The sequence below is a fragment of the Bifidobacterium sp. ESL0790 genome (assembly GCF_029395435.1).
Taxonomy (GTDB): domain Bacteria; phylum Actinomycetota; class Actinomycetes; order Actinomycetales; family Bifidobacteriaceae; genus Bifidobacterium.
Map to the genome: position 1 here is coordinate 2204332 of NZ_CP113915.1, position 26181 is coordinate 2230512.

General features: G+C 61.9%; 12 protein-coding genes, 1 tRNA gene and 3 pseudogenes. 13 read left to right on the forward strand and 3 right to left on the reverse strand.

The genetic code is table 11. The annotated features are described in order from the left end of the window. The first annotated feature begins 350 nt into the window (after positions 1–350). The 3 genes from tgt to OZY47_RS08315 all read left to right on the forward strand — a co-directional run bounded on the left by tgt (position 351) and on the right by OZY47_RS08315 (position 4182). Positions 351–1661, forward strand: a complete 1311-nt coding sequence (tgt, locus tag OZY47_RS08305) for a tRNA guanosine(34) transglycosylase Tgt (RefSeq protein ID WP_277179250.1) — start codon at positions 351–353, stop codon at positions 1659–1661. A 936-nt stretch (positions 1662–2597) separates the two neighbouring features. Then, complete coding sequence (locus tag OZY47_RS08310) at positions 2598–3797, forward strand: nitroreductase family protein (protein ID WP_277177903.1); 1200 nt, start codon at positions 2598–2600, stop codon at positions 3795–3797. Between the two features lie 299 nt (positions 3798–4096). After that, a tRNA-Leu gene (locus OZY47_RS08315) sits at positions 4097–4182 on the forward strand. Between the two features lie 148 nt (positions 4183–4330). On the opposite strand, the gene OZY47_RS08320 is transcribed toward OZY47_RS08315, so the two are convergent. After that, positions 4331–4906, reverse strand: coding sequence for a TIGR00730 family Rossman fold protein (locus tag OZY47_RS08320; RefSeq protein ID WP_277177904.1), 576 nt, complete (start codon positions 4904–4906; stop codon positions 4331–4333). Positions 4907–5362: 456 nt separating this feature from the next. Between OZY47_RS08320 and OZY47_RS08325 the strand changes: the two genes are divergently transcribed. Together OZY47_RS08325 and OZY47_RS08330 are read left to right on the forward strand one after the other, a co-directional pair. Further along, the gene (locus OZY47_RS08325; RefSeq protein ID WP_277177905.1) at positions 5363–6370 is read left to right on the forward strand and encodes a ketopantoate reductase family protein; all 1008 of its coding nucleotides are present in this window, start codon (positions 5363–5365) and stop codon (positions 6368–6370) included. 281 nt (positions 6371–6651) lie between these two features. Next, on the forward strand, positions 6652–7659 hold the full coding sequence (locus tag OZY47_RS08330; protein ID WP_277177906.1) for a 2-dehydropantoate 2-reductase: 1008 nt from the start codon (positions 6652–6654) through the stop codon (positions 7657–7659). A gap of 438 nt (positions 7660–8097) precedes the next feature. Here OZY47_RS08330 and OZY47_RS08335 read toward each other — a convergent pair whose 3' ends face one another. Together OZY47_RS08335 and OZY47_RS08340 are read right to left on the reverse strand one after the other, a co-directional pair. Next, complete coding sequence (locus OZY47_RS08335) at positions 8098–9309, reverse strand: aminotransferase class I/II-fold pyridoxal phosphate-dependent enzyme (protein ID WP_277179252.1); 1212 nt, start codon at positions 9307–9309, stop codon at positions 8098–8100. A 508-nt stretch (positions 9310–9817) separates the two neighbouring features. Further along, positions 9818–11053 (reverse strand): alpha/beta hydrolase, encoded by a 1236-nt coding sequence (locus tag OZY47_RS08340; protein WP_277177907.1) that lies wholly within the window; start codon positions 11051–11053, stop codon positions 9818–9820. Between the two features lie 301 nt (positions 11054–11354). Between OZY47_RS08340 and OZY47_RS08345 the strand changes: the two genes are divergently transcribed. The 8 genes and pseudogenes from OZY47_RS08345 (at position 11355) to pknB (ending at position 25807) form a co-directional block, all read left to right on the forward strand. Then, on the forward strand, positions 11355–13934 hold the full coding sequence (locus OZY47_RS08345; protein ID WP_277177908.1) for a PASTA domain-containing protein: 2580 nt from the start codon (positions 11355–11357) through the stop codon (positions 13932–13934). 289 nt (positions 13935–14223) lie between these two features. Further along, positions 14224–14925, forward strand: a complete 702-nt coding sequence (locus OZY47_RS08350) for a DUF3662 and FHA domain-containing protein (protein ID WP_277177909.1) — start codon at positions 14224–14226, stop codon at positions 14923–14925. Positions 14926–14952: 27 nt separating this feature from the next. Next, positions 14953–15513, forward strand: a complete 561-nt coding sequence (locus OZY47_RS08355) for an FHA domain-containing protein (RefSeq protein WP_277177910.1) — start codon at positions 14953–14955, stop codon at positions 15511–15513. Between the two features lie 848 nt (positions 15514–16361). Beyond that, positions 16362–17210 (forward strand): annotated as a pseudogene (locus OZY47_RS08360) (protein phosphatase 2C domain-containing protein); the annotation flags it as partial. A gap of 950 nt (positions 17211–18160) precedes the next feature. After that, a pseudogene (locus OZY47_RS08365) lies at positions 18161–19519 on the forward strand (FtsW/RodA/SpoVE family cell cycle protein); the annotation flags it as partial. 686 nt (positions 19520–20205) lie between these two features. Further along, entirely contained in the window at positions 20206–21672 is a 1467-nt protein-coding gene (locus OZY47_RS08370) for a penicillin-binding transpeptidase domain-containing protein (protein ID WP_277177911.1), read from the forward strand. Next, positions 21669–22568, forward strand: a pseudogene (locus OZY47_RS08375) (serine/threonine-protein kinase); the annotation flags it as partial. The gene OZY47_RS08370 and the pseudogene OZY47_RS08375, both read left to right, overlap by 4 nt. Before the next feature lie 1205 nt (positions 22569–23773). Then, the gene (gene pknB / locus OZY47_RS08380) at positions 23774–25807 is read left to right on the forward strand and encodes a Stk1 family PASTA domain-containing Ser/Thr kinase (RefSeq protein WP_277177912.1); all 2034 of its coding nucleotides are present in this window, start codon (positions 23774–23776) and stop codon (positions 25805–25807) included. Positions 25808–26181 lie beyond the last annotated feature (374 nt).

Below are 26181 nucleotides of genomic sequence, written 5' to 3' on the forward strand. Positions count from 1 at the left end.
CCGGGACGAGCGGTCGGATAGACTAATAAACGGACAGATAATATGGACCGGCGATATAGCCGCCGAACCGGCACGAGCGCCAGGCCCGGCCTGCGCCGCAAGGATTACCACGAGACGAATATGATGGACGAACGATGAACAAGCAAAACCCCACAAGCGAAGCGGCGGGAAACGCCGCGACCAATCCAGACAACGGCCCTTCGGCCGCTGACGCCACCAGCGGCACCGACGCTAACGGCGCCGCGCAAGGCCGCCCGGCCAACCCGCAGCCCAACCCGGTCTCCGAGGCGACCCAATACGCCCAGGTGAATTCGCGCCAAAGCGGACGGGACGCAAGCCTCAGCTACGTGATGCCGAGCGCGTCCGGCCTGCTGGAGCACCCGCTCGGCGCGGAACCCGGCAAACCCGGCGACCGCGGCAAATTCTGGTTCGAGGAACGCACGCGGCTCTCCGATTCGGCGGAGGGCAAGGGCCGCGGAGGCGCACGCTACGGCCGAACCGGCGTCATCCACACGCCCCACGGCGACATCCGGACCCCCGCGTTCGTGCCCGTCGCCACGCAGGCGGCCATGAAGGGCGTGCTGCCGGAGACGATGAAGTCGCTTGGCGCGCAATGCCTGCTTTCCAACGCTTTCCACCTCTTCGAGCGCCCTGGCGAGGACATCCTCGACGAGGCCGGCGGCTTGGCGCGCTTCGAAAATTGGGACGGCCCCACTTTCACCGATTCCGGCGGATTCCAGGTGCTTTCGCTGGGCGCCGGGTTCAAGAAGACGCTGGCGATGGACGTCACCGGCATGAAATCCGACGACGTAATCGCCAAGGGCCGCGAGCGCAAGGCGTTCGTGGACGAGGACGGCGTGACCTTCAAATCCCCGCTCAACGGCTCAAAACACCGGTTCTCCGCCGAAATCTCGATGGGCATCCAGCACAAGATCGGCGCGGACATCATGTTCTCGTTCGACGAGCTCACCACGCTGATGAACACACGCGGCTACCAGGAACGCTCCGTCGAGCGCACCTTCCGCTGGGCGAAACGTTGCGTCGCGGAGCACCAGCGGCTCACCGAGGCGCGGGTCGGCAAGCCCTATCAGGCGCTATACGGCGTGGTGCAGGGCGCGAACTACGAGGACTTGCGGCGACGCGCGGCCTCTCAGATCGCCTCGCTCGACTTTGACGGCGTGGGTATCGGCGGCGCCATCGAGAAGCGCGTCATTGGCGACACCTGCGCGTGGATCTGCGACGAAATGCCGGAATCACGGCCTCGGCACGTGCTTGGCATCGCCGCGGTGGACGATATCTTTGCCTGCGTCGAGAACGGCGGCGACACCTTTGATTGCGTCGCGCCCGCCCGCTGCGCCCGCAATGGCGCCATCTACACGCGTGATGGCCGATACAACATCAAGCGCGCCGCCAACAAGCGCGACTTCGGGCCGCTTGAAGAGGGCTGCGACTGCTATACGTGCACGCACTATTCGCGCGCCTACGTCGACCACATGCTGCACGCCCACGAAATCAACGGCGCGACGCTGGCCACCATCCACAACGAGCGCTTCTTCATCCGCCTGCTCGACGAGATCCGCGCCTCCATCGACGGCGGCTACTTCGAGGACTTCCGCGACGAGACCCTGGCCCGCTACTACGCCCACGGTTCCAAGGGCTGAGGCCGCGTTACCTAACACTCCGTCCTGTTGCGAAACAGCCTCTGGCTTACCACCCCAGACGCTGTTTCGTAACAGCTCCATACCATCCTTGTTACGAAACAGCCCTTGACTACCATCCAGATACCATCCCTTAACAGCACAACACCGTCCCAGCGAAGAAACGGACTCTGGCCACCACCCAAACGCCGTCCCGTAACAGCTCACCGCCACCCCTGTTACAAAACGGCACACAACGGACGCCCAGATACCGTCTCGTAACAGCTCCATACCACCCCTGTTACGAAACAGCCTCTGGCTACCATCCAGATACCGTCTGTTAACAGCACACCACCAATCCCGCCACGAAACGGCACACAACAGTCCCCCAGATACCGTCCCGCAACAGCTGCATACCATCCTGATGAAGAAACATCCCCGCGCCAGCACCCAGCACCTCAGTCCTCTGTGGCAGGACGGCTTCTGCACCACTCAGACGCCGTTTCGTAACAGCACACCACCAGCTCAGCGACGAAACGGGTGGTTGGACCATATAACTGACTGGTTTCGCGCATCTGGTTCGGTTTATGCTGAAGACCGTTTATTGGGAGCATTTAAGTGACCGGTTTTCGGCATCGGCTTAGCGATGTGCGTGAAACCGTTCACAGGTGGCTCATAAATGAACGGTTTCTAGCATCCGCGCCCCAATATGCGCGAAAACGCTCATTTGGGTGCCGCCAGCGAACGGTTTCACGCATTCCCATAACAATATGCAGAAAAACATTCATTATCATCGCCGCAAGCCTCCGGCCCCACAATCCCGGGCCTATAATCGTCCTTTTGTCACGCCCAGATGTGTCGTTCGTCACGTTCCGTCTCGTTACGAGCCCTCGAGCCGCGCCAATCCCACGGCCAATCGGTATCATGGAATCGTTCAGCGATGACAGGCAGAGGTGCAAAATGAATCTGAACGAGGCGATGACGGAGCGCCATTCCGTGAGAATGTATACCGACGAGGCGGTCAGCCCCGAAGTTCTCGACACGCTTGCTTCGGAAATCAAGGCCTGCAACGATACCTCGGGACTGCACATCCAAATGGCTTCCGGCCTCGACGACGCCTTCTGCGGATACAAAACGCACTATGGCCATTTCACCGGCGTCCACAACGCCATCGCGCTCGTCGCACACGTCGACAAGCCTTACGACCTTCGACCGAAGAAGAAAAAGACGCCGGAACCTTGTGATATCAAGCCTTCCGCACGTACGTCAAACGGTGACGACACAGACGCACTGCGAAGCAGCAGCAAAAATGACAATAGTAATAGGGACGATACCGCCCCAATCGCTCAGACCACTTCTCTGCCCGTTCCTCAATCGAATGCTCCCGCACCCGCCGACCCCGTACCTGCCGACGAAGCCGAAACCGAAGAAAAAGTAGGCTATTACGGCGAACAGCTCGCGTTGCGGATCGTCCAGCTCGGCCTGGCAACCTCATGGGCCGTGCTCGATGACGCCGAAGACGGCTGGTGGCAGCTGGAACCCGGCGAGCGCCTGGTATGGATTCTCGCGTTCGGCCACCCCGCGCGGGCCGGTGCCAAACACCACAGCAAACCCTTGGAATCACTGTGTTCACTGCCCGCCAGCCTCGGCCCAAACGCGACCCTCGAGGACGCTCCCAACTGGTTCCAGCGTGGTATCGCCGCCGCTTCGCTCGCCCCGACGTCGCTGAGCCAGCAGCCGTTCGTCTTCGAGCTGGAGAATACGAACGACCGCACAGCACAAGACGCGAACACCGCAGATGGTTCGAGAACGCTGGCCGATGGAGAAAGCTCAAACAATTCCGCAATCTCAAGCGACGCAACTGGTTCGACCAGTCCGACCAGCTCGACCGACTCGGCCAGTCCGACCGATCCGACCAGCGCAATCAGCACCACCGGCTCGACCCGCACCACAACCAGCTTGACCCACTCCACCCGCGCCACAACCAGCACGACCGACTCCGCCCACGCCGCAACCAGCTCGGCAACCGGCAGCACAAAGCCACTACCCACCGTCATTGTCCGCGCCACCCCGGGCCTCTTCGCCCACGTCGGCGTAGGCTGTGCCAAGCGCAACTTCGAAATCGGCGCTGGCTCCGGCAACTTCCAGTGGTCAAAGTAAGCCCACGCCCGACGCGTCCACTCCCCACGCTGCGTCACCAAGCAGACTCTCAGACGGTATCTCTTGCTTACTGACGCGCCAGACACCCACGCCGCATCGCCAAGCAGACTTTCGGGCACCGTTTTCTGCTTACCGACGCACCACGTCCCTATCCCGCGTCAGTAAGCAAAGTTACCAGCGCCTTTTCTGCTTACCGACGCGAATTGCTGCCCCATAACCATCCCACTGGGTGACACAACACGCATTGCGCGCAGCCCCTTGCGCTCGTCGGCACTGAGCAGTAACCTTACTATTTGTCTGCGAGTATGGCGGAATGGTAGACGCGCTGTCTTCAGGTGGCAGTGAGCAACTGCTCGTGGGGGTTCAACTCCCCCTACTCGCACCATCAACAAGACCTTCGAAACGCTGAGAATTCAACGCTTCGAAGGTCTTCGTGTTTCCGCACCCTCCCTGCAAGCAAACTAAAACTTGACAGTTCGGGACATAAGGGTATAGGCCGAACCACGGCTGTAAATCCTATATTCGGCCACCGCTCACTTGCGAGCGTCGGGGAAGGTGCGGATCTTCGGGGGCGTGTAGGTGGAGACGAAATTGGTGATCTCGTCGACCGAATCGGTGACGAGCAGCTTGTCGCGGTCGACGGCGGTGAGGAAGCCCGCGGCCACCATGTTGTCGAAGGTCTGCGCAAGTGGACGCCAATAGCCGTCGAGGTCGAAGAGGACGCAGGGCTTGTTGTTGAGCCCGATGCGCGCCCACGAGAAGGCCTCCGCGATCTCCTCGAGCGTGCCGGGGCCGCCGGGGAAGGCGACGAGCACGTCGCCCAGATCCATCATGCGGCGCTTGCGCTCGTCCATGTCGTCCACGACCTCCATGGTCGTCAGCCCCTCGGCCGCGGCGCCACGGTCGATGAGCATCTGCGGCATGATGCCATGCACCTTGCCGCCGCCGTCGAGCACAGCCTGCGCCACGACGCCCATCAGCCCGACGCCACCACCGCCATAGACCAGCTCGTTGCCGCCGCCGGCAATCCACTTGCCTAGCTGCTCCGCCGCGGCCGCCCACTTCGGCTCGTTCCCTTTCGCAGCCCCGCAATACACCGTGATCTTCATACCGCTCCCCCTGATTAATTCTCACATCAGCTTTTCGCTCAATTTCCGCCAATTATATGCCATCTGCAATCGACCGGCCGCGTCACACCCAACTGCCGAGACCCCTCAATCACGCATCGGGCAGTCCGCCAATCCCACAAACCACGAGACAAGCGACAACGTTCAACGCCCCGAACCCAACCCAATCCAACCCAACAATCAAAAGCCCACGAACAACGACCAAGCGCCAACAATGCGCACATTCGCCCCGATTTATTCATATCCGACGTACTTTATTATTTTTTAGACAGATTATGTCCAAATATCTGTTTAATCGTCCACAATACGGAATCACCACGCGCAACCCTTCTCCCACAACGCATACTGCCAACTATCGGTCGAGCCGCACGATGTTGTCCACAAGATTTTGCGGCGACGCCGACACCCACAAGGGTCAAGAACGGAAGGAACCAAATCATGAGATACGGTATCATCGGCGCAGGCGCCATGGGATTCAGGTACGGCGTGCTGCTGCAGGAGTTGGCACACCAGCCGTTGGACTATATCGAGATTTGGGAGCCGAACCTCGAGAAGGTCAAGGAGCAGGGCGGCGTCTACGTTTCCCGCGACCATGAAGGCCGTCATCTCGTCAAGGCCGACATTTACTCGCCGGAAGAATACGCGGCCAAAGGCGGCGACCCCGACCTGTGGATCATCATGGTCAAGCAGATGGATCTTGACAACTATCTCAAGCGCTGCGCCGACGCGGGCCTCTTCAAGGACCATCAGGTCGTCTTCAGCGCGATGAACGGCTGGGGCCACTTCGAAAAAATCCTCAAGTACTTCCCGAAAGACCGCATTTACGGTGGCACGGCGATGGTCGCGAGCGCCTTCAACGGCCCGGGCGACGTCGATTTCATCGGCAAGCCGGGCGCCGGCACGATGCACATCTGCGCGATGACCGAGGAAGTCACGCCGGTCGAGAAGGAATTCGTCGCCGACCTCGACAAAACCGGCTTCAACCCGCAGGTCACGCAGAATTTCCGCGGCACCTGCATGGCCAAGGTCATTTTCAACTCGGTGATCAACTCGATCTGCACGATGTACCAGATCACCATGGGCCAGTTCGTCTCCTACCCCGGCTACAAGAGCATGGCCACGCAGCTGATCAACGAGGCGTACGACGCGCTCGAACGCTCCGGCTTCCAGCCCATCCAGAACCGCGCCGAGGCCATCAAGGAAATCGATTACGTCAGCCGCGTCGCCAACCCGCTGCACTACCCGTCGATGTACCAGGACATGTCGAAGGGCCGCAAAACCGAGGTGGACTACATCAACGGCTACATCGCCAAGGTCGGCCGCGAGAACGACTGCCCCTGCCGCGTCCAGGAGTTCCTCGCCAACGGCGTGCACGTCGCCGAGCTCGCCTTCCAGATCCACAAGAAGGAAGCCGCCGAGAAAGCCGCTGCCGAGGCTGCTAAGTAAGCCAAGAAGGTCGTCTCCCGTAGCGGACGCACGCTTGCTGCACTAAGGCTTCCTATACATCAATCATTCACCAATCCCCGCCCAAAATTCATCGGCGGGGACTTTTTTGTGTCACAAAATTAGAAAATCATCCACTATTTGGCCATTTATCGCGTGTTCCCAGCTTTGCGGCTTAGTCCTTATAGTCTCGGTATCGCATTCCGGTCCACAAGATCGCGCGACACCCAGCCGAGCCCAAAAGGCATGGAGACGACAAAATTGCAACACGGGAAAGAATGATTATGAAATACGGAATTATCGGCGCAGGATCCATGGGCTTCAGGTACGGGGTGCTCTTCCACAATCTGGTGGGCCGCGACGTCGACTACATCGATATCTGGGAGCCGAACCTGAAAGCCATCAAGGAGCAGGGCGGCGTCTACGTTTCCCGCGATTACAAGAACCGTCACCTGGAGAAGGTCAACGTCTATACGCCCGAGGAATACGCGGCCAAGGGCGGCGACCCCGACATGTGGATCATCATGGTCAAGCAGATGGACCTGCAGAACTATCTCACCCGTTGCGCGGACGCCGGGCTCTTCAAGGACCACCAGAACGTCTTCAGCGCGATGAACGGCTGGGGCCATTTCGAAAAGATTCTCAAGTACTTCCCCGAGGAGCGCGTCTACGGCGGCACCGCCATGCAGGGCAGCTCCTTCATCGCGCCCGGCGAGGTCGATTTCCAAGGCGAACTGGGCAGCGGAAGCATGCATATCTGCTCAATGAGCGGCGAGGTGACGCCGGTGGAGAAGGAGCTGGCCGCCGACTTCGAGAAGGCCCACTTCAACCCGATAATCTCAAACGACCTGCAGGGCACTTGCCTGGCGAAGATCATCTTCAATTCCGTGGTCAATTCGCTGTGCACGATGTATCAGATTCGCATGGGCCAGTTCATCTCCTACCCCGGTGCGATGGACATGACCACGCAGCTGGTCAACGAGGCTTACGACGCGCTGGAACGCGGCGGCATTCAGCCGATTCAGACCCGCGCCGAGGCCATCCACGAGGTCGAGAACTCCAGCAAGGTCGTCATGCCGCTGCACTATCCGTCGATGTACCAGGACATGGTCGCCGGCCGCAAGACCGAGGTCGACTACATCAACGGCTACATCGCCAGCGTTGGCCGCGAGAACGACTGCCCCTGCCGCGTGCACGAATTCGTGACCAACGGCGTCCACGTCGCTGAGCTCGCCTTCCAGATCCACAAGAAGGAAGCCGCCGAAAAGGCCGCCGCCGAAGCTGATAAATAAGTTAAGCAGGCCAAGCTCGGGCTTATATACCTATATATAAGGTGTCCCGCTGGAAAACGTACAGAAATTAGTCCCAAAACGTACGTTCTCCTGCGGGACATCTATGTTTTGCAACAGAAACGACAACATGGCCCGTCCCGTTGCCATTTAGTGTCTAAACTTCTCTGACATCACTAAATATGCGGAAAGTCGCAGCTTGTCACTTTTGCATAATCTGTTAAACTAAAAGTAACAGCGCCCACCCAAGGCTAGTTATTCGGTACTTTTCGAGGTATTCGGTAATCCTAAAATGCGGTGGGCCAAGTTTTATCCGCAAGGCATGCTGACGCGTAACTGCCCCAAATTCTCACATAAGAATAACCGCCAATTCATTAAACTTCACACCAAAGAAACCAATGAATTGGCGGCTTTGTCGTATCAGGGCCAAGCCTAAATCAATCACTCCACAAACACGTATTCGCTGAGGCGCTTCATCGCCTCCTGAACGCGGGAGAGCGGAAGGGCGAGGTTCATGCGGATGGCGCACGGAGCCTTGAACTGGCGGCCGTCCTGCACGGCGACGCCGACGTTCCACGCGCGCTTGAGCAGTTCGTCAAGCGTCACGCCATGCTCCTCGCACCAGCCGGTGCAATCGAGGAAGAGCATGTAGGTGCCCTGCGGCTTGGCGAACTCGACGCCTTTGAAATGCGAGCGGATGTAGTCGGAGGCGTAATCCACGTTGCCGGTGAGCACGTGGCGCAGCTCGTCGAGCCATTCGTGGCCCTCGGGTTTGTAGGCACCGATGAGCGCGTGCATGGAGAGCACGTTCATCTCGTTGTAGACCACCTTCGAGCTCTTCGCCACGACGCGGTCGCGCAGGTACTTGCTGTAGATGATGTGGTACGAGCCGATGAGGCCGGCGAGGTTGAAGGTCTTGCTGGGCGCATAGAGCGCGATGGTGCGGTTGCGCGCATCCTCGCTGACCGACTGGGTCGGGATGTGCTTGTAGCCCTCGAGGATCAGGTCAGACCAGATCTCGTCGGAGATCACGACGCAATCGTTGGCGCGGTAGACCTCCATCGCCTTCTCGATCTCCCAGCGCTCCCACACGCGGCCGCAAGGGTTGTGCGGGCTGCAGAAGACGGCGACGTGGATGTTGTTCTCCTTGAGTTTCCTGTCCATATCGTCGAAGTCCATGCGCCAGACGCCCTCCTCGTCGCGCTTGAGCGGCGTGTGGACGATATGGAATCCGTTGGCCTCGATGGACTCGGTGAAGCCCACGTAAGTCGGTTGATGCACGAGCACGGAATCACCAGGCGCCGCGAAGCACGAGAGGGCCGAGATCAGGCCGCCGAGCACGCCGTTCTCGTAGCCGATGTCTTCCTTGGTGAGCCCCTCGACGCCGTTGCGCGTCTTCTGCCAGTCTATGATGGAGTTGAAATACTCGTCGGTGGCGCGGAAATAGCCGAACGCGGGGTGCTTGGCGCGCTCGATGATGGCGTCGGTGATCGTCGGGACGGTGGCGAAGTTCATGTCCGCGATCCACATCGGAATGACGTCGAAACCGTCCTTCGGCGGATCCGGCGCGAACCCGGGCTGGCTGCCGAGCCCGTCCACCGCGACGGCGTCCTTGCCGTGCCTGTCCATAATCGACGTGAAATCGTAAGTCATCATTGTCCCCTAACTGTCGTGCGGTTGGTCGCCTGGTCTCCTCCGCGCCTTCGGTGCTGCCGACGCGCGAGCTCGACGTGCCTCCATGGTATTCCATGCGGACACGAGCTCGACCCAGTGTTTTGCCACCTTTATCGTATGCCATACGCACCCGCGTCACAGCTCGATTCCATTTTTACGCAGCCATTATTTCCGGCTGATGTCATTTGTTCGTCATCTCATGCCAGTGCATTCATTACGCAACCATTGGCCAAACCAATGCCTGACTGACAACGAGCCAGGTTTGCGCCATACATAAGCCGCTGACAGCAAACAAGTGGCTCGAATATGGCGATACTCAGAAATTCAGCCATAAAAGGGCCACTAAGAAAACGTAAACGGCACAAATATGGCGCAACGCAAAATTCCCACTATTTTTGCACCGCTGCGATGACGCGAGAGGCCCAAATATGGCGGGAATTAGCTGAGATAGCTTGGGCCGGGAGAGAATGGGCCTGGCACAACCGCCTTATTCCTCGTCGGCGACCATTTCGTCGATGGTCTCGCCATAGAAATCGATGATGCGGTCGACGTAGGGACCGAGGATGGCGTTGGGCATGCTGAAAATCTCGTGGACGGCGGGTTCGACGCGCTCCAAGACCACATCGCCGCTCTCCACGCGCACCCGCTCCACGAAACGGTTCTGGGCCGAATTGTGCACCCAGGTGTCGCGGCCGGCCTGGAAGAGCAGAATCGGCGTCTCGATGCGGGCGCATGCCCCACGGTCGAGCGCGGCCTTCGACATCTTGAGCGCCTGATGCACCCAGCCGAAAGTGGCGGCGTTGGTCTGGTAATGTGTGTTGGCCTTGCGCAGGGCGAAATACCACTGCACGCGGCTCTGCTCGGCGCCGTTGTACCCCTTGAGTTTCATGGTCGGCGAGAACTCCACCTGCCCGGGCGCGCAGTGACGCGAGAGCCCAATCGCGCTGGCCAAGGCCGTGGCGGGGCCGGCGATGGCGTTGGGCATGCCGGTGACCGGCTCGATCATCGGCGAAGAAAGCACGGCCCGGTCGAAGAGCGTGGGGAAGCATTCGAGCGCGGCCGCGCCGATGCCGCCGCCCATCGAATGGGCGTAAAGATAAAGGGGCTGCCCGTCGGCGTAGATCCGCCCAATACCCTGCGCGAACTTGGCCAAATCCGCGACATACCGCCGCCAATCATCAATCCAGACCAACGAGGGGTTGGCGACGTCGCGCACGGAATAGCCGTGGCCGCGGTGCTCGAGAATACAGACCGAATAACCCGCGAGCAGGAAATACCACGTCATCTCGGCGTGCTTTTCGGCGAACTCGGTGAAACCGTGCGAGAAGACAATCGCGCCACGGAACTTGGCGCTCGCCCCGTCGATGTTGAGCTCGTCGAACTTGTGGGCGTCGAAGCAGACATAGTGCAGCTTGCCGGGCGCGGGCGGGGCCGGGAGCGCCGAAATGTCGAAGAGATTGCTGGGTGAGGGATGATAGGAGCCACTGCTGTTGTCACCGGCGTCATCGAGGTCGTTGCGGCTGTCCAGATCGCGATGGCGGCCACCAGCCCCGCCCGCGGAAGCGCCGTTGCCCCCGTTGGCCGAACCACCATCAGCCAAATCCTCATCATCTACGCCCGCCGGCGCCATCCACCCCTCGACGCGGCACTTGGCGAGCGCGGGCAACACGGTCTCGCGCATCGCGTCGGCGTAATGGTTCTCGTCAATCAGCGGCATGTTCATACGGTCAGTCTATCCGCAACCCATGAGGACAACGCTCACACTTAAGCCCATATACAAAACCAGAATCGTTGCAATCCCAGCGAAACCGGTTTAGTATCCACCCTAAAGTGCGAGCGCCCTACTGATAGTCCGCACACCCAAACCCACCCATTTAAAACAAGAACGTTGCAATCAAGCCAATCTCTTTTTAAATACCCCCGTTTGGGTGTGCGTCCGAATCCCATACACCATGATTGTCGGCTAACCAAAAGCGATATATCATTACATCTAAAGAGAAGCTCGAGGAAGAAAGTACGGAACAATGAGGTTTTGCACCAACTGCGGCAAGAAGCTCGATGACGGCACACGATTCTGCACCGGCTGCGGGGCAGACGTCAGCCCCCAACAAAACAACTCGGACGCGCAAACCGGCCAAGCTTCGGCTCAGTCCCCGGCACCTACGCAAACACCAACGCCCGCCTCAACGCCAACCGCCAACATACCTCTGCCCGAGAGGGAAACCACAGCCTCCGCTCCGGCCTCTCCGACCTCCCCAGCGAATCCAGCATTGCCGCGAAAAGAGAGCGCAACGACACCAAATGCCGGCTCGGCCAGTCAAGACGCGCTAGCCGACACCATCGCATATTCGAACGCAAACCCGAACCCAAACGCCAGTCACGCCAACGATTCCAATCCCGGCCTCGACGGCCTCGCGGACTTCGCCGTCGACCCCAACAACCCCGCGCAAGCCGCGCAACGCTCCAAGCGCACCAAGAAGTTCTGGATCATCCTCATCGCGGCCGTGGTCGCGGTTATCGTCGTCATCTCGGGCGCCACCTTCAGCACCTACCAGGCCGGCCTGTGGGGCAGCAAACCAGTCCCCGCGCCCAGTGAGCTCGGCCTGACCAAATCCAAGAAATCCCGCACTTTCTCGGCCAAGGACGTGGAACGCTCCCTGCATGACCAAGGCTTCAAGACGACCACCGAAGAGGCGTTCTCCGGCCAGCCGAAAGGCAGCTTCGTCGACTATAGCGGCGTCAAGGCGGGCCAGCAGCACAGCAGGCGCGACAGCATCACCATCATCGCCTCGCGCGGCCCGGGCGTGCCCAGCGGCACCCAAGGCCAGCCCGTGCAAAAGATCAACCAGACCCTTGAGAGCATGAACGTGGCCGTGCACTACCGCAAGGTGATCGTCGCCACCGACAGCATCAAGGAGGGCACCGTCGTCGCCACCTCCCCCGCCGATGGCCAACCCGTCACCGACAACCAGCAGGGCATCCAGGTCGGCGTCGCCGAGCACACCGGCGGCAGCGATGGCGCCAACGGCGTGGGCTACGATGTCGTCGGCACCCCCAAAGACCAAGCCCAGCAACAATACGAAACCGCCGGCTTCACCGTGACCATGAAGCCGCGCTTCTCCAGCAAGAAGCTGCTTGGCAAGATCGTCGACTCCAACCCCAAGCCCGGCACCGAGGCCGACGGAGGCAAGCTCACCCTCTACTACGGCATCGACGCCAACGGCTTCCACGACGCGGTGAGCCAGAAAGCCGTCTACCCCGAAGACAACGGCGTCGACCCGTCCGGCACCGCCGTGGTGGGCGCGGCCGCACCCGTCGAAGGCCGGTATTGCAGCGAATCAGGCGACTGCATCGACTTCACCCACGACCCCTCGGCGGGTGACAAACCCGGAGTCGTGAGCTCCGAATCCCCAATCACCTCGTCAAAGAACAAATTCGAGCACCATCTCCTCTTCTGCGGCGCGATACAGCAGCCCTATTGCTCCGACCTCGACAGCTCCAGCCCCACCAAAGCCTTGTACCAGCAGGGTTCGGGCGCGTTTGAGCTGGCGCCCTACGAGTACTCGACCGGTTTCACCTGTGGCAAGGACACGTTCGTCGAAGGCGACGCCGGAAGCGCCTGCGTAAACGGGCAAATACCGGATCAATACGATCCAGCCACCGCCGACCAGCTCTCCGGAGCGCACTACGACATGGGCCCACTATACGTGTATTTCCCAGTCGGCTCAGATGTGTCGAAGGTGATGGATTCCGGTTACTTCGACAAAGCCGAGGTGACCAAGGCAAAGGGCCAGACGCCCCCGAACACCACCCGGCCGTTCTTCGTCAAGCGCGACAAGAAGCTCTACGACAAGACCAGTCTTGACATCACGTCGATGGACACGCCTAATCCCTTCCTGCCATCCTATGGCGCAGCGGAAAGCGCCCTCGAGCCCGTGAAGCCCGCCCCCAGCGACGAGACCGCCTACTACTTGGTGGAGGACCCGCAGCTCGATTGGGATTCGTTGCCGGAGTTCACGTTTTCAAAGGACGGCAAGGAGAGCGATTCGGCCAAGACGGCCAAACCTTCCAAAAACGCGACACCCGATCAGATCACCGCAGCCGCGCAAAAGGGCGACTTCACGCCGATTGCCGGTACATATTGCACCAACGCGGGCAAGTGCGTGCAGCTGAGCAAAACCGGACTGTTGACTGGCGGTGCCTCCGACCCCTTCATCGGCAAGGACTCCAGCCAGCTGCGCCTTGACGGCGATAGCAGCGATTGGTCCAAGGACTCGCGCACCCAAAAACCCGGCGCGCCATACCTCTACTTCAGCGGCCCGGACAGCGAGCTGACCTGCTCCCAAGGCTCCGGCCGCGACGCCTGCCGAAACGCCGCCACCAACGAGCTGACCGGCTGGCCGACCTCGATGATGTACGTCTTCCGCAACGCCGACACCGCAGGATGGTACCAGGGCAACGGCTCGTCACTAGGACCATCGTTCGTGCCCGACGCGAACCCGGGCGAGGCGCCGGCCTCCACCAGCAGGCCCTACCTCAACTTCCTCTCATTCCACATGAATCAGTCCCCCAAGGACGATTCTGTCTATTATCTTCAGGAATAGCGCTCACACTTTAGACCATATACGAAACCAAAATCGTTAAAATTCCGGCAAACCCGGTTTCGTATCGGCGCTAAAGTGCGAGCGCCCCACCGATAGCCCACACACCCAAACCCACCCATTTAAAACAAGAACGTTGGAATCAGGCCATTCCCGTTTTAAATACCCCCGTTTGGGTGTGCGGGTTTTCGGCTATCCGCCCCTCCAATGAAGAAATTGCGCGGATTTATGCCGATTTTCATCCGGGTTCACTCTGCCGCGTAGGATAGGGAACGATAAGAAAGGGGCTACTATGAGCGTTTTCGACCGTTTTGAAAAGAGCGTCGAGGGGGCCGTGAACGGTGTCTTCTCGAAGTTCGGCTCAAAAGACCTGCAGCCGGTCGACCTCTCCAGCGCCCTCGAGCGCGAGATCGACTCGGAGGCCATGCCGGTGGGCCGCGATCGCACGGTCGCTCCCAACGAATACCGGTTCAAGCTGAGCACCCCCGACTTCGATCGCATCGAGCAGTGGGGCAGCGAGACGCTGGCCAACGAGCTTGCCGACAACCTCACGCAGTACGCGAAGAGCCAGCATTACGCGTTCGTGGGCCCCGTCGTCGTGATCTTCGAGGAAGACCTGAGCCTGAGCAAGGGCAATTTCAAGCTCACCAGCGAGTCGGTGCAGGGCAATGCGGTACCGGTGACCACCGACGAGCAGTCGCAGGATTGCCCGATGCTCGAGATCAACGGCAACCAATACCTGCTGACCAAAGAGAAGACCATCGTCGGCCGCGGCTCCGGCTGCGACATCGTCATCGACGATCCGGGCATCTCGCGCAACCACCTCGAAATCGACATCACCCCGAACGGCACCATCGCACGCGATCTCGGTTCCACCAACGGCACGTACGTGGAGGGGCACCAGGTCCCCGCCGCCACGCTGCTCGACGGCAACACGATCACCATCGGTCGCACCCGCATCCTGTACTGGGCATCGTCGCAGGATCAGGAGTAACGGCTCTCGCGAAAGCCGACAAATCGTATGATAACCGAACTTACATTTGCGATTCTTAAGTACGGGTTTCTCGCCCTGCTGTGGGTCTTCGTGTGGCTCGTGGTGCGTTCGCTGCGCCAGGACGTCGAGACGCTGAGTCCGCACAAGTCCCGCGCGCACCGCAAGAACGCCCGTCGAGCGCGCCGCGCCGCCCAAGCCGAGCCCGCGCCGGCGATGGCCAACGCACCCGTCTCCACAGGCGGCAGGCGCCGTGGCGGCAATTCGCAAATGGGCGGCCCCCAATTGGGCAACGTCCAGCCGACGCTGCTGACGATCATCGACGGCCCGCTGGCCGGCTCCTCGGTGCCGCTGGGCAACGGCACGATTACCCTTGGCCGCTCGTCGTCGAACACCGTGGTGCTTGACGACGAATTCGTCTCCTCCCAGCACGCACGCGTCTACGAGGATCCCACTTCGGGCTCGTGGGCCATCGAGGACCTCAACAGCACCAACGGCACCATCGTCAACCACCGCCGCATCACCGCCCCGGTCATCCTCCCGGCCAGGGTGCCGGTCCGCATCGGCGCCACGACGTTCGAGTTGAGGTGATGCGTATGAAGGAAACCTCAAAAATCACGCAATCCGAATCCGAAAACGCCTCCGCTTTCGAGGCCTCGAACATTAACTTCGCCCCGTCGCCGAACGCTGGGGGCAACGCCGGCGAAAACAGCCAGTCCGTTAGCCAGCCGGTCGCAGGCAACGCGGCAACACCACCTTCCATCGCACCCGCACATCGCCCGGGAGCCTCGCGTCACAGCGTTTCCACGGCTTCCAGCGCTTCCGAAAATTCCGATATTTCAGACATTTCCAACGATTCCGATATTTTGCATACCAACTCTCCAAGCACCTCCGGCGACGCCAACGCCTCCGGCATTCCCAGCGATTCCCATGCCTCCGGCACCCCCGTCGCTCCCGTAACCGCCGACATCCCCCGCGCTTCCGGCGCCAACTCCACAGCCGTCGCCACAGGCGGCGACGCTGCCCCCGCCGCTATGCCGGCCTCATATATGCCCGCCTCAAATGTGAAGCGGCGCAAGGCATCGCAGACCGCGAAAACCCAGCCTTTGCAGATCAACCCGAGCAGGCAAACCGCACAAATCACGCAAAACGTCCAACCTGGCGCAGCTGATTTGGCGAGCCAACAAAGCGAACCCAGCAACTTTAGCGATTCTGCCGCCTCCAGCAACTCCAACGAATCCGGCTCCGCAACCGACTCCGCTCAATCTCAAGGCACCGCAAGCCCCGCCGAGCCCGTCTCCCCTTCCGATGACAGCGGCAGCAGCAACGACAGCAGCAACAGCCGGAACGGCAACGGCAGCAACAACACCAACGAACGCAACACCAACGAACCGCAGCCGCTCTACCTCTATTCCACAACGGTCTCCGACGTCGGCACGGTGCGCAGCAACAACCAGGATTCGTCCTTCGCCGGCGAGCGCCTCATCGCCATCTGCGACGGCATGGGCGGCCACGCGGGCGGCGACACCGCCTCCACCATCGCCATCCGCTCCCTGGCCCACATCGAGCAGAACGACCCGAGCGCCGACGTGGCCTCGATTGCCTCGATGATGGAAACCAGCGTCATGGCCGCGCACGATGCCATCGTGGGCAAGGCCAAGCGCGAGCGCAGGCTGGCGGGCATGGGAACCACGGTCACCGCGGTCTCGCTGGTCTCGGGTCACTGGGTGGTCACCCATATCGGCGACTCGCGCGCCTACCTGCTGCGCGACGGCAAGCTGCGCCGCATGACCCAGGACCACAGCTACGTCCAGCACCTCATCGACACCGGCCGCATCACCGAGGCCGAGGCCCGCAACCACCCGCAACGCAACGTGGTGATGCGTGTGCTCGGCGATTTCGACATCGACCCGCACCCCGACATCGCGGTGATCAAGGCCGAGCCGACCGACCGCTGGCTGCTCTGCTCGGACGGCCTGTGCGGCGTGCTCGAGGACTCCACCATCGAGGACGTGCTCGCCACGGTGTCCGATTCCGAAGAGTGCGCACAACGCCTGGTAGCCATGTCGCTCAAGGCCGGCAGCACCGACAACGTCACCGCCGTGGTGGCCGACGCCATTCTCGCGCTGAGCGCCACGGGCTTCGACATCCCCCACCAGACCCCGCTGATCGGCGGCGCGGCGAGCTCGAACCTCGAGGCCATCGCCGACATCGTCAAGGTGCCGGTCGCCTCGGCCCCCGCGCTACGGCTCGGCAGGCAGTCCCCGGCGGCCCGCGCGGCCGCGCTTTCACACGGTCATAGTCACGGTCACGGCGGCGGTTCCGGCTCCACTTCAAGCGCCAGCTCAGGCGGCTCGGCCGCAGATGCGGACAGCCCCGAAGCCTCGGCGGCCGATGGCGACGAAACCGGAACCGGCAATAGCTCCGCCAGCCCGTCATCCTCTTCCTCCCGTTCCGGCGGCGCAACAGGCGAACGCAACACAACCGGTACAGCCGACGCAACAGACGAAACCGACAACCCCGGTGTGATCACCCAGGTCATCCATGTGGCCAAGCCCGCCGCAGCCCGCGACGAGAACGACACCAAGGCCAGCATGGACACCGGCGAGATCCCGGTGGTCAAGAAGAAGGACGGCCGTCTTTCCGCCGATCCCAACGATCCCGAGGTCGCGCGCGTGATCCGCAAGGAGCGCCAGCGCGAGAAGCAGCTGACCCGCAAGCGCCACTTCCATTGGCGCCTGGCCATCATCATCGCCATCATCGTCGCGGCATTGGCCATGCTCGGCGCGGGCGTGGGCGCGTATCGCTGGAGCCAGACCAAGTATTACCTCGGCAAGAGCCAGGGCAAGGTCGCGATCTACCAGGGCGTCAACACCAACCTCTTCGGCGCGCAGCTCTCGCATGAGATCGAGACCACCAATATCAGGGTCTCCCAGCTGCCGCAATCCTGGGACGAGGCGCTTGACCAGGGCATCGCCGTCAACTCGCTTTCCGACGCGCACAGCCACGTCGCCATGATTCGCAAGGAGGCCAAGAACCTCAAGAGCACCAAGGGCAGCAGCACCCCGTTGCCTTGGGCGGACTCGTCGAAAGGCGATTCCGGCGCCAGCAAGACGACGTCGAAGGATGCGGCCTCGAGCCAATCGAACCAATCGAACCCGTCGAACCCAAGCAGCCCTAGCTCTTCCAACGCTTCCAACACCCCGACCATCGGCGCCGACCCGAAGGCGGCGAGCAAATGATCGCCAAGCGTCTTCGCCAATTCTCCCTGCTGCTGTTTTCGATCGTGCTCTCCGGCATCGCGTTTTTCCAGATGTTCGAACGCGTCTATAGCGGCATACCGGCGAATTTAGCGGTGGTGCTCACCATCGTGGTCGCGCTATTCATCGTCCTTTGGGCGCTATTACTTAAATTCCAGCCTTACGCCAGCCAGGCCATCCTGCCGTGCGTCCTGTTGCTGACGGCCATCGGCACGATGATGATCGCGCGCATCGACTACGCCAAGCACACCACGGTGGCCTTCCGCCAGCTGATCTGGGTGTGCGTGGCGCTGGTACTCACCTGCATCCTCATCGTCGCCCTGCGCGACTACCGCGTGCTGCGCCGCTTCTCCTACGTGAGCATGGTCATCGGCCTGGCGCTCCTGCTCTCCCCCATGATCCCGGGCATCGGCCAGGAGATCGGCGGCGCGCGCATCTGGGTCGGCGTCGGCTCGCACACCCTGCAGCCCGGCGAGTTCGCCAAGCTCTTCCTCGCCTTCTTCTTCGCGGCCTACCTCTTCGACCATCGCGACCAGCTCGCGGTCGGTGGCAAGAAGATCCTCGGCCTGCAGCTGCCCCGCATCAAGGACCTCGGCCCCATCATCATCGTCTGGTTCGCCTCGATCGGCGTCTTGGTGGTGCAGCACGACCTGGGCACCTCGCTGATGTTCTTCGCCATGTTCGTCTCGATGCTATATGTGGCGACGGGCCGCGGCAGCTGGCTGATCATCGGCGGGATCGCCTTCGCGCTGGCCGCGGTGGTGTCGGTGAAGGTCTTCGCCCACGTGGGCTACCGCGTCGACGGCTGGCTGCATCCCTTCGATCCGCGCGTCTACAACCGCACCACCGGCAGCTCCTACCAGCTGGTCACCGGCCTCTTCGGCCTCGCCTCGGGCGGCCTTTTGGGCACGGGCATCGGCCAGGGCCACCCCGCCATCACGCCGCTGGCCAACTCGGACTTCATCTACGCCTCGCTCGGCGAGGAGCTTGGTCTCGCGGGCCTTCTGGCGATCCTCGGGCTCTACCTCATCATCGTCACCTCGGGCCTCATCACGGCCATGAAGATCAAGGACGGCTTCGGCAAGCTGCTCGCCTCGGGCCTCGCCTTCACGATGGCCTTCCAGGTCTTCACCGTGGTCGGCGGCATCACGCTGGTCATCCCCATGACGGGCCTGACGATGCCGTATATGGCGGCCGGCGGCTCGTCGCTCGTGGCCAACTATATCCTCGCGGCGCTGCTCATCGTCATCTCGAACTCGGCCAACAAGCCAGAGCCGGACGACGAGCTTTCCAGCACCATGCAGTTCAAGGCCATGGTCGCCATCAACAACCGCGAAGCCAGCCGGCACCGCGAGGCCGCCGCGGCCGCCCATGCCTCCCGCGCGCCTCGTGAGGTTCCCGGCGACGATTCGGACGCCGGCGCTGACCAAGACCAAGAACGTCGCGTCTCCCGTGGCCGCCACAGCGCCGCGAATCTCGATCCGAATCGTTTCGACGACGATCAGAACGCCAGAAGATCAGCGGAATCCGAGGCCTTCGACGACGATCCCGTTGAATCGAGCACCTCCACGTTCCCGGAGACGCCTTCGCCCAGGTCATCGGCGCCGGCCGTGCCACGCACCGCCTCGAGTTCCTCTTCGGAGGCGCTGGCTGCGAGCGCCGCGAATCCCGGTAATCCGGCCAATAATACTAATATTATTGAGCATTCGGTTGATGATTTTGCAGGTAATACTGGCGATACCGCCAACACGGTGAACAATCCGTCTGATAATCTGATGAATCTGGCGAACCCGACAAACGTCACCGATTCAGCGAATCCGGCGACACCGGCCAACACGAACGAGCCGATGAGCGAAACCAACGCAACCAGCCCGTCAAGCCCATTCAACCCGTTCAGCCTGTCCAGTCCGTTGAGCGTCCCCGACGACCTGGACTTCAACAGCATCCTGAACGCGGGCAAGACAGGCAAAACCGGTAACGCCGGAAACGCCAACAACACCAACGCATCAGAGGGAGGCGCACGATGAACAAATACCTTCGTCAACTGTTCACGGCCGTGGTCGTCCTCTTCACCGTCTTGGGCCTTTCGAGCACCATCATCACGGCCATCCGCGCCAACGTGCTCAACGCCAACCCGCTCAACGAGCGCGGCCTCTACCACGAGGTGGGCGCCCCACGCGGTTCCATCCTCGCCTCCGACGGCACCGTGCTCGCCAAGTCCGAGCCCGTCAACGACCCCTTCGAATACCAGCGTTCCTACGCCGACGGCAGGCTCTACGCGCCCGTGACCGGCTACTTCTCGATTAGCCAGCGCGCCGATCGCGGCATCGAGGCCTCGCGCAACAAGCTGCTGACCGGCGAATCCAACGAGCTGGCCTGGCAGAAGTTCAAGTCGCTGTTCAACGGCAGCGAGAACAAGGGCGCCTCCATCGAGACCTCCATCGATCCGAAGCTGCAGGCGGTCACCTACGAGCAGCTGGCCAGCCATGACGCGGCGGCCGTGGCCATCGAGCCCAAGACCGGCCGCATCCTGGCCATGGTCTCCACGCCGAGCTACGACCCCTCGACCCTCGCCGGCCACGACACCAAGCAGGTCAACCAGACCTACTCCCAGCTCACCAGCGAGGATTCCAACCCGATGCTCAACCGCACCGTCTCGCAGCTCTACCCGCCCGGGTCCACGTTCAAGACCGTCGTGGCCGCCGCCGCGCTCGAGAGCGGCAACTACCAGCCCGACACGCAGATTCCCGCCGGCGCAAGCTATACGTTGCCCAACACGGCCACACAGCTGACCAACGTGGAGGGCAGCGCCAACGGCGTGGACGGCAAGATATCCTTCGAAGACGCGCTGGCCTATTCGTCCAACACCGCCTTCGCGCAACTGGGCGTCTCGCTGGGCGACAAGACTATCGACGAGCAAGCCAAGAAGTTCGGCTTCGGCTCGCCAGTGAACATCGACGGTTCCGAAAGCACGGGCAACCCCATGCAGGCGATGTCGTCGAAGTTCCCCACCGAGGCCACGCCCGACAAGCTCGCGCTGGCCTCCATCGGCCAGGGTGACACGCAGGAGACCCCGTTGCAGAACGCCATGATCGCCGCCGCCATCGCCAACAACGGCACGCTGATGAAGCCGACCCTGGTCGACCGCGTGCGTTCCAGCGACCTGACGGTGATCTCGAAGACCACGCCGAGCGTGATGAGCCAGGCGATGAGCAAGGATTCGGCGAGCAAGCTCAACCAGATGATGAAGGCCGTGGTCACCAAGGAGAACGCGAACCTGGCCATCAACGGCACGCAGGTGGCCGCCAAAACCGGCACCGCGCAGATCGGCATCAGCAACGCGAGCATCGACGGCTGGGTGATCGGCTACGCGCCCGCGGACGACCCGAAGATCGCCGTGGCGGTGGTGGTGCACCACACGGACGTGCTCGGCAGCTACGCCGCGGGTCCGATCATGAAAGCGATGATGGAGGAGGCACTGGGCAAATGAAGCTCGTTGAAGGCCAATTGATTCATAGCCGGTACCGGCTCGACCGTCGCCTCGCGCAGGGCGGCATGGGTGAGGTTTGGAAGGGCTACGACATCCAGCTCAACAAGGTCGTGGCCATCAAGGCGTTGCGCGGGGACGTGAAGGACGTCGAGGCGAAGCTGCGCCGTCTGCGTATGGAGGCCCACAATTCCGCCAATCTCGCGCACCCCAACATCGCCGCGCTCTTCGATTATTACGAGCATGACGGCATCGGATTCCTCATCATGGAGTACGTGCCGAGCGATTCGCTGGCCGACCTCTACCGCAAGAAGGGCGCGATGGACCCGCTCGAGCTGCTGCCAATCCTGGTGCAGGTGGCGCGTGGGCTCTACGTGGCGCATTCGCACGGGGTCATCCACCGCGATGTGAAACCGGCCAATATCATGGTCTCCGAGGACGGCGAGGTGAAGATCACCGATTTCGGCGTCTCCTATTCCACCAACCAGGCGCAAATCACGCAGGACGGCATGGTGGTCGGCACCGCGCAATATATCTCGCCGGAGCAGGCGCAGGGCAAGCAGGCCACGCCGCAGTCCGACATCTATTCGCTGGGCGTCGTGGCCTACGAGGGGCTTTGCGGCCATCGCCCGTTCACCGGCGCCACGCCCGTCGACATCGCCGCCGCGCACGTCAACGACGCGGTGCCGCCGCTGCCCGACACGGTGGATGTGCAGCTCAACCAGTTCGTCATGTCGATGCTCTCCAAGGATCCGCGCGACCGTCCGAAGGACGCGCTCGTGGTCTCCCGCACACTTTCACGCATCGAACGCCGGCTCATGGACCAGCAGGCCGCGTTGAACGACGCCACCATCGTCTCCCGCGACGGACGCATCGCTCGCCGTGTGGTCAGTGCGCCCTATACGCTCGACGGCGCGGTGGCGGGTGGCAGGGCCTCGTCGCTGGGTTCAGCGTTTCCTGAGGCTGAGAACCCACCGTCTGAGAACGCATCCTCTGAGAGCACTGGCAAGCGCAGGGTCGCGGCGAGCACCGGGAATTCGGAAAAGCCGGATGGTGCCGTGGCGGCTGAGGACTTTGGGAACGCGCAGGATGCGCGGGATGCGGCAAACGTCGTGAACGCCGAGGAGGTTAAAAACGCCGACGCCAAGCGGGACGTTGAAAATACGCCGGACGCTGAGGATGCTGAAAATGCGGAAGATGCCGAGGATACTCCAGCGGCCGCCGAAGAACAGGTTGGCAACGCCCCTCGCAGCGTGACAAGCGGAACCAGCAATGACAAGTCTGACGACGATATCACCAGCGAGCCAGATGACGACAGCAATGCCGAAAACGACGAAAAGCCCCGGAAAACCGAGGGGCCACGCACGGTCAGCTCATCCTCCGAGGCGAACAACGCCGATAAGGCCGACGGCAAGAATGCCTCACGCCTTCCACGGCACGATGTCAGCGAGCCTCCGGCACCCGCGCCGGTCTCGTCCGCTTTCGTCACGTCCGATGATGTCAGCAGCCAGGGCATTTTCGGCGATACCGATATTGATTTGGATGGCGACGAGGCAGACAGCAAAGCAGACGACGAGCAGGCCGACGCCGATATGGTGAAGCCAAAGCACGCGAGGCACGCGATTCCTGACGATTCACCGAATACCGACAATCACGACGCTCCCAAGCACAAGGCCCAGGACGCCGCTGAGACGTCGGACAATCCCGGAGAGCCGGACATGTCAAACGAGCCCGGTGACAGCGAATACACGCCGGCGGCGAAGGCCGCGATGCTCACGCTTTCTGAGACGCTGAAGGATATCAAGGATATCGACCTCTCGCCCACACCGGCGAGCGATGACGCGGCGACCCCGCCAGGCGCAGGTTCCAGCGACGACGCGACCGGCGTGGCCAGCGATACGTCCGATACGGCAGACAAGAAACCGTCCGACAAGCCGCCGACCGAGCCCGAGCGCATCAAGCCCGCAAACGGCGAACCCGCAAGCGCAGAGCCCGCGAGCATCGCACCCGAACTCAGCAAACCGTCCAGCAAACCCGAACCCGAACCCACGACCGGCGAGACCCCGGCCCGCAAGACTTCAGAAGAGAACCAGGAGGAGCAGCAATGAGCACCAATATGCCAGCGGCACTTGCAAACGGCCGCTATCAGCTTGGCCAGTTAATCGGCAGAGGCGGCATGGCGGAGGTGCATGTCGCGCAAGACACGCGTCTCGGCCGTGTGGTCGCCGTCAAGATCATGCGCTCCGACCTCGCCAACGACGAGATCTTCCTGCGCCGCTTCCGCCGCGAGGCCCACTCAGTCGCGCAGATGAACAACGTCAACATCGTCAACATCTACGATTCCGGCGAGGAGGTCATCACCAACGACGACGGCAGCACCGAGCGCGTGCCCTACCTGGTGATGGAGTACGTCAAGGGCCAGACCCTGCGCGACATCATCAAGGCCAACGGCCCCCTGAGCCAGCGCGACACCGAACAGGTGATGCTCGGCGTCCTGAACGCGCTTGACTATTCGCACCGCATGGGCATCATCCACCGCGACATCAAGCCCGGCAACATCATGATCAGCGAGCAGGGCATCGTCAAGGTGATGGACTTCGGCATCGCCCGCGCGCTCGACGATTCCGTGGCCACCATGACCCAGTCTCAGGGCGTGGTCGGCACCGCGCAATACCTCTCCCCGGAGCAGGCCCGCGGCGAGACCGTCGACATGCGCAGCGACCTCTATTCCGCCGGCTGCGTGCTCTATGAGATGCTCACCGGCCGCGCGCCCTTCACCGGCGACTCCGCCGTGGCGATCGCCTACCAGCACGTCTCCGAGGTGGCGACCCCGCCGAGCACCATCGTGCCGGGCCTGCCCAAGATGTGGGACCAGATCTGCGGCAAGGCGATGGCCAAGGACCGCCAGAACCGTTACGCCACGGCGGCCGAGTTCCGCAACGACATCCTCACCTTCATGAACGGCGGCATCCCCGTCGCGGCGGCGTTCAACCCGCTCACCGACCTCGCCAACATGAAGGAGCGCAAGGAGGCCGAGCAGACCGCCGCCACAGAGGCCATGAACCCCATCGAAACGACGGCGACGCAGGCCTTCGACCCGCTGACCGGCACCTACCAGCAGGCCGAGCAGGGTGCGGGCACGGCGCTCAAGACCCGTACCGAGCGCGCGGCCGAGGAAAAGAAGCGCAAGAAGAAGAAAATCATCATCGCCTCGGTGGTCGGCGGCATCGTCGCCATCCTCGCGATCGCGGGCATCGTCTTCGGCATCACGCACATGCGCAAGCCGCAGACCGTCACCGTGCCGACCTTCACGTCGTCCACCACGGAGGCTCGCGCGCGCGAGAAGCTCACCGACGTGGGCCTGAAGATGAAGGTGGAGAAAGACACCAATTCCAGCGAACCGAAGGGCACGTTCACGCGCCAGACGCCGAAGGGCGGCGCGAAGGCCGTCAAGGGCTCGACGGTGATCGTCTGGTTCTCCGCGGGGCCCGAGGCCAAGCAGGTGCCCAACGTGAAGGGCAAGACGCAGGCCCAGGCCAAAGACATCCTTGAGGACGCAGGGTTCAAGGTATCGCCAAGCACGCAGACCGAGGACAGCCCTGATGTGGCCAAGGACCATGTCACGCGCACCGATCCGCCCGCCGGTTCAGCCACCGACAAGGGCACCACGCTGATGCTCTACGTCTCGTCCGGCATGACCAAGGTGCCCGACGTCACCGGCCAGCCGAAGGACCAGGCCGTCAAGACGCTCAGCGACAGCGGGCTTTCCGTCGTCGTCGAGTCGGAATACGCGGATGCGCCAAGAGACACGGTCACACGCACGGACCCGGGCGCCGGCTCGTCGGTCGGTCAGCGCTCGTCCGTCACCCTCTACATCTCGCGCGGCAAGGAGCAGGTGCAGGTGCCCAACATCGACAGCAGCATGACGATTGGCGAGGCCCGCGCGCTTCTGGAGGCCGCCGGCTTCCAGGTCAATGTCGTCGGCTCCAGCACCAGCGATTCCACGGTCTCCTCGATGAGCCCCGGGCCTGGCCAGCAGGTCGACAAGGGCAGCACCATCACCCTGACCGGCAAGGCCCCGGCTTCCAGCTCGGAATCCGGCGGCCACACCCCGAGTCCCGGCACGCAATCCAACTAGCGCAAGCTGGTTGGGTGGTGTTTGGTATCGCATAACGCTGCTTAGTCCCTGACGCTAAGCAGCACCAAACCAGCCAGACACCTCAACAAAGAAAGGCTCCGAGGCAGCGCATCCCGCTCCCCGGAGCCTTTCTCATATCTTCTCCATCGCTCGCCACCAGTCAGCGATAGGAATTGGTATGCCATGTACATTTCCTATTGCTGACGAGCCGTCATCGATAGAAAATGCGATTCAGTGGACGTTTCCCATCGCTTAACGGTGGAACCACCGGACGCGAATCGCGCAAAGTCGGCCTTTCTGGCGCCTATCGCCATCGTCCACCAGCGGCAGAAACTTACGAAACTATCCAGGAAAGTTTCAGTTATAACCGCAAC

Excerpts from the sequence above, each read along its gene's own strand:
- OZY47_RS08340 (WP_277177907.1), bottom strand. The coding sequence starts at position 11,053 with ATGAACATGCCGCTGATTGACGAGAACCATTACGCCGACGCGATGCGC.
- OZY47_RS08325 (WP_277177905.1), top strand. The coding sequence starts at position 5,363 with ATGAGATACGGTATCATCGGCGCAGGCGCCATGGGATTCAGGTACGGC.
- OZY47_RS08355 (WP_277177910.1), top strand. The coding sequence starts at position 14,953 with ATGATAACCGAACTTACATTTGCGATTCTTAAGTACGGGTTTCTCGCC.
- OZY47_RS08345 (WP_277177908.1), top strand. The coding sequence starts at position 11,355 with ATGAGGTTTTGCACCAACTGCGGCAAGAAGCTCGATGACGGCACACGA.
- pknB (WP_277177912.1), top strand. The coding sequence starts at position 23,774 with ATGAGCACCAATATGCCAGCGGCACTTGCAAACGGCCGCTATCAGCTT.
- OZY47_RS08330 (WP_277177906.1), top strand. The coding sequence starts at position 6,652 with ATGAAATACGGAATTATCGGCGCAGGATCCATGGGCTTCAGGTACGGG.
- tgt (WP_277179250.1), top strand. The coding sequence starts at position 351 with ATGCCGAGCGCGTCCGGCCTGCTGGAGCACCCGCTCGGCGCGGAACCC.
- OZY47_RS08310 (WP_277177903.1), top strand. The coding sequence starts at position 2,598 with ATGAATCTGAACGAGGCGATGACGGAGCGCCATTCCGTGAGAATGTAT.
- OZY47_RS08350 (WP_277177909.1), top strand. The coding sequence starts at position 14,224 with ATGAGCGTTTTCGACCGTTTTGAAAAGAGCGTCGAGGGGGCCGTGAAC.
- OZY47_RS08335 (WP_277179252.1), bottom strand. The coding sequence starts at position 9,309 with ATGACTTACGATTTCACGTCGATTATGGACAGGCACGGCAAGGACGCC.
- OZY47_RS08370 (WP_277177911.1), top strand. The coding sequence starts at position 20,206 with ATGAACAAATACCTTCGTCAACTGTTCACGGCCGTGGTCGTCCTCTTC.
- OZY47_RS08320 (WP_277177904.1), bottom strand. The coding sequence starts at position 4,906 with ATGAAGATCACGGTGTATTGCGGGGCTGCGAAAGGGAACGAGCCGAAG.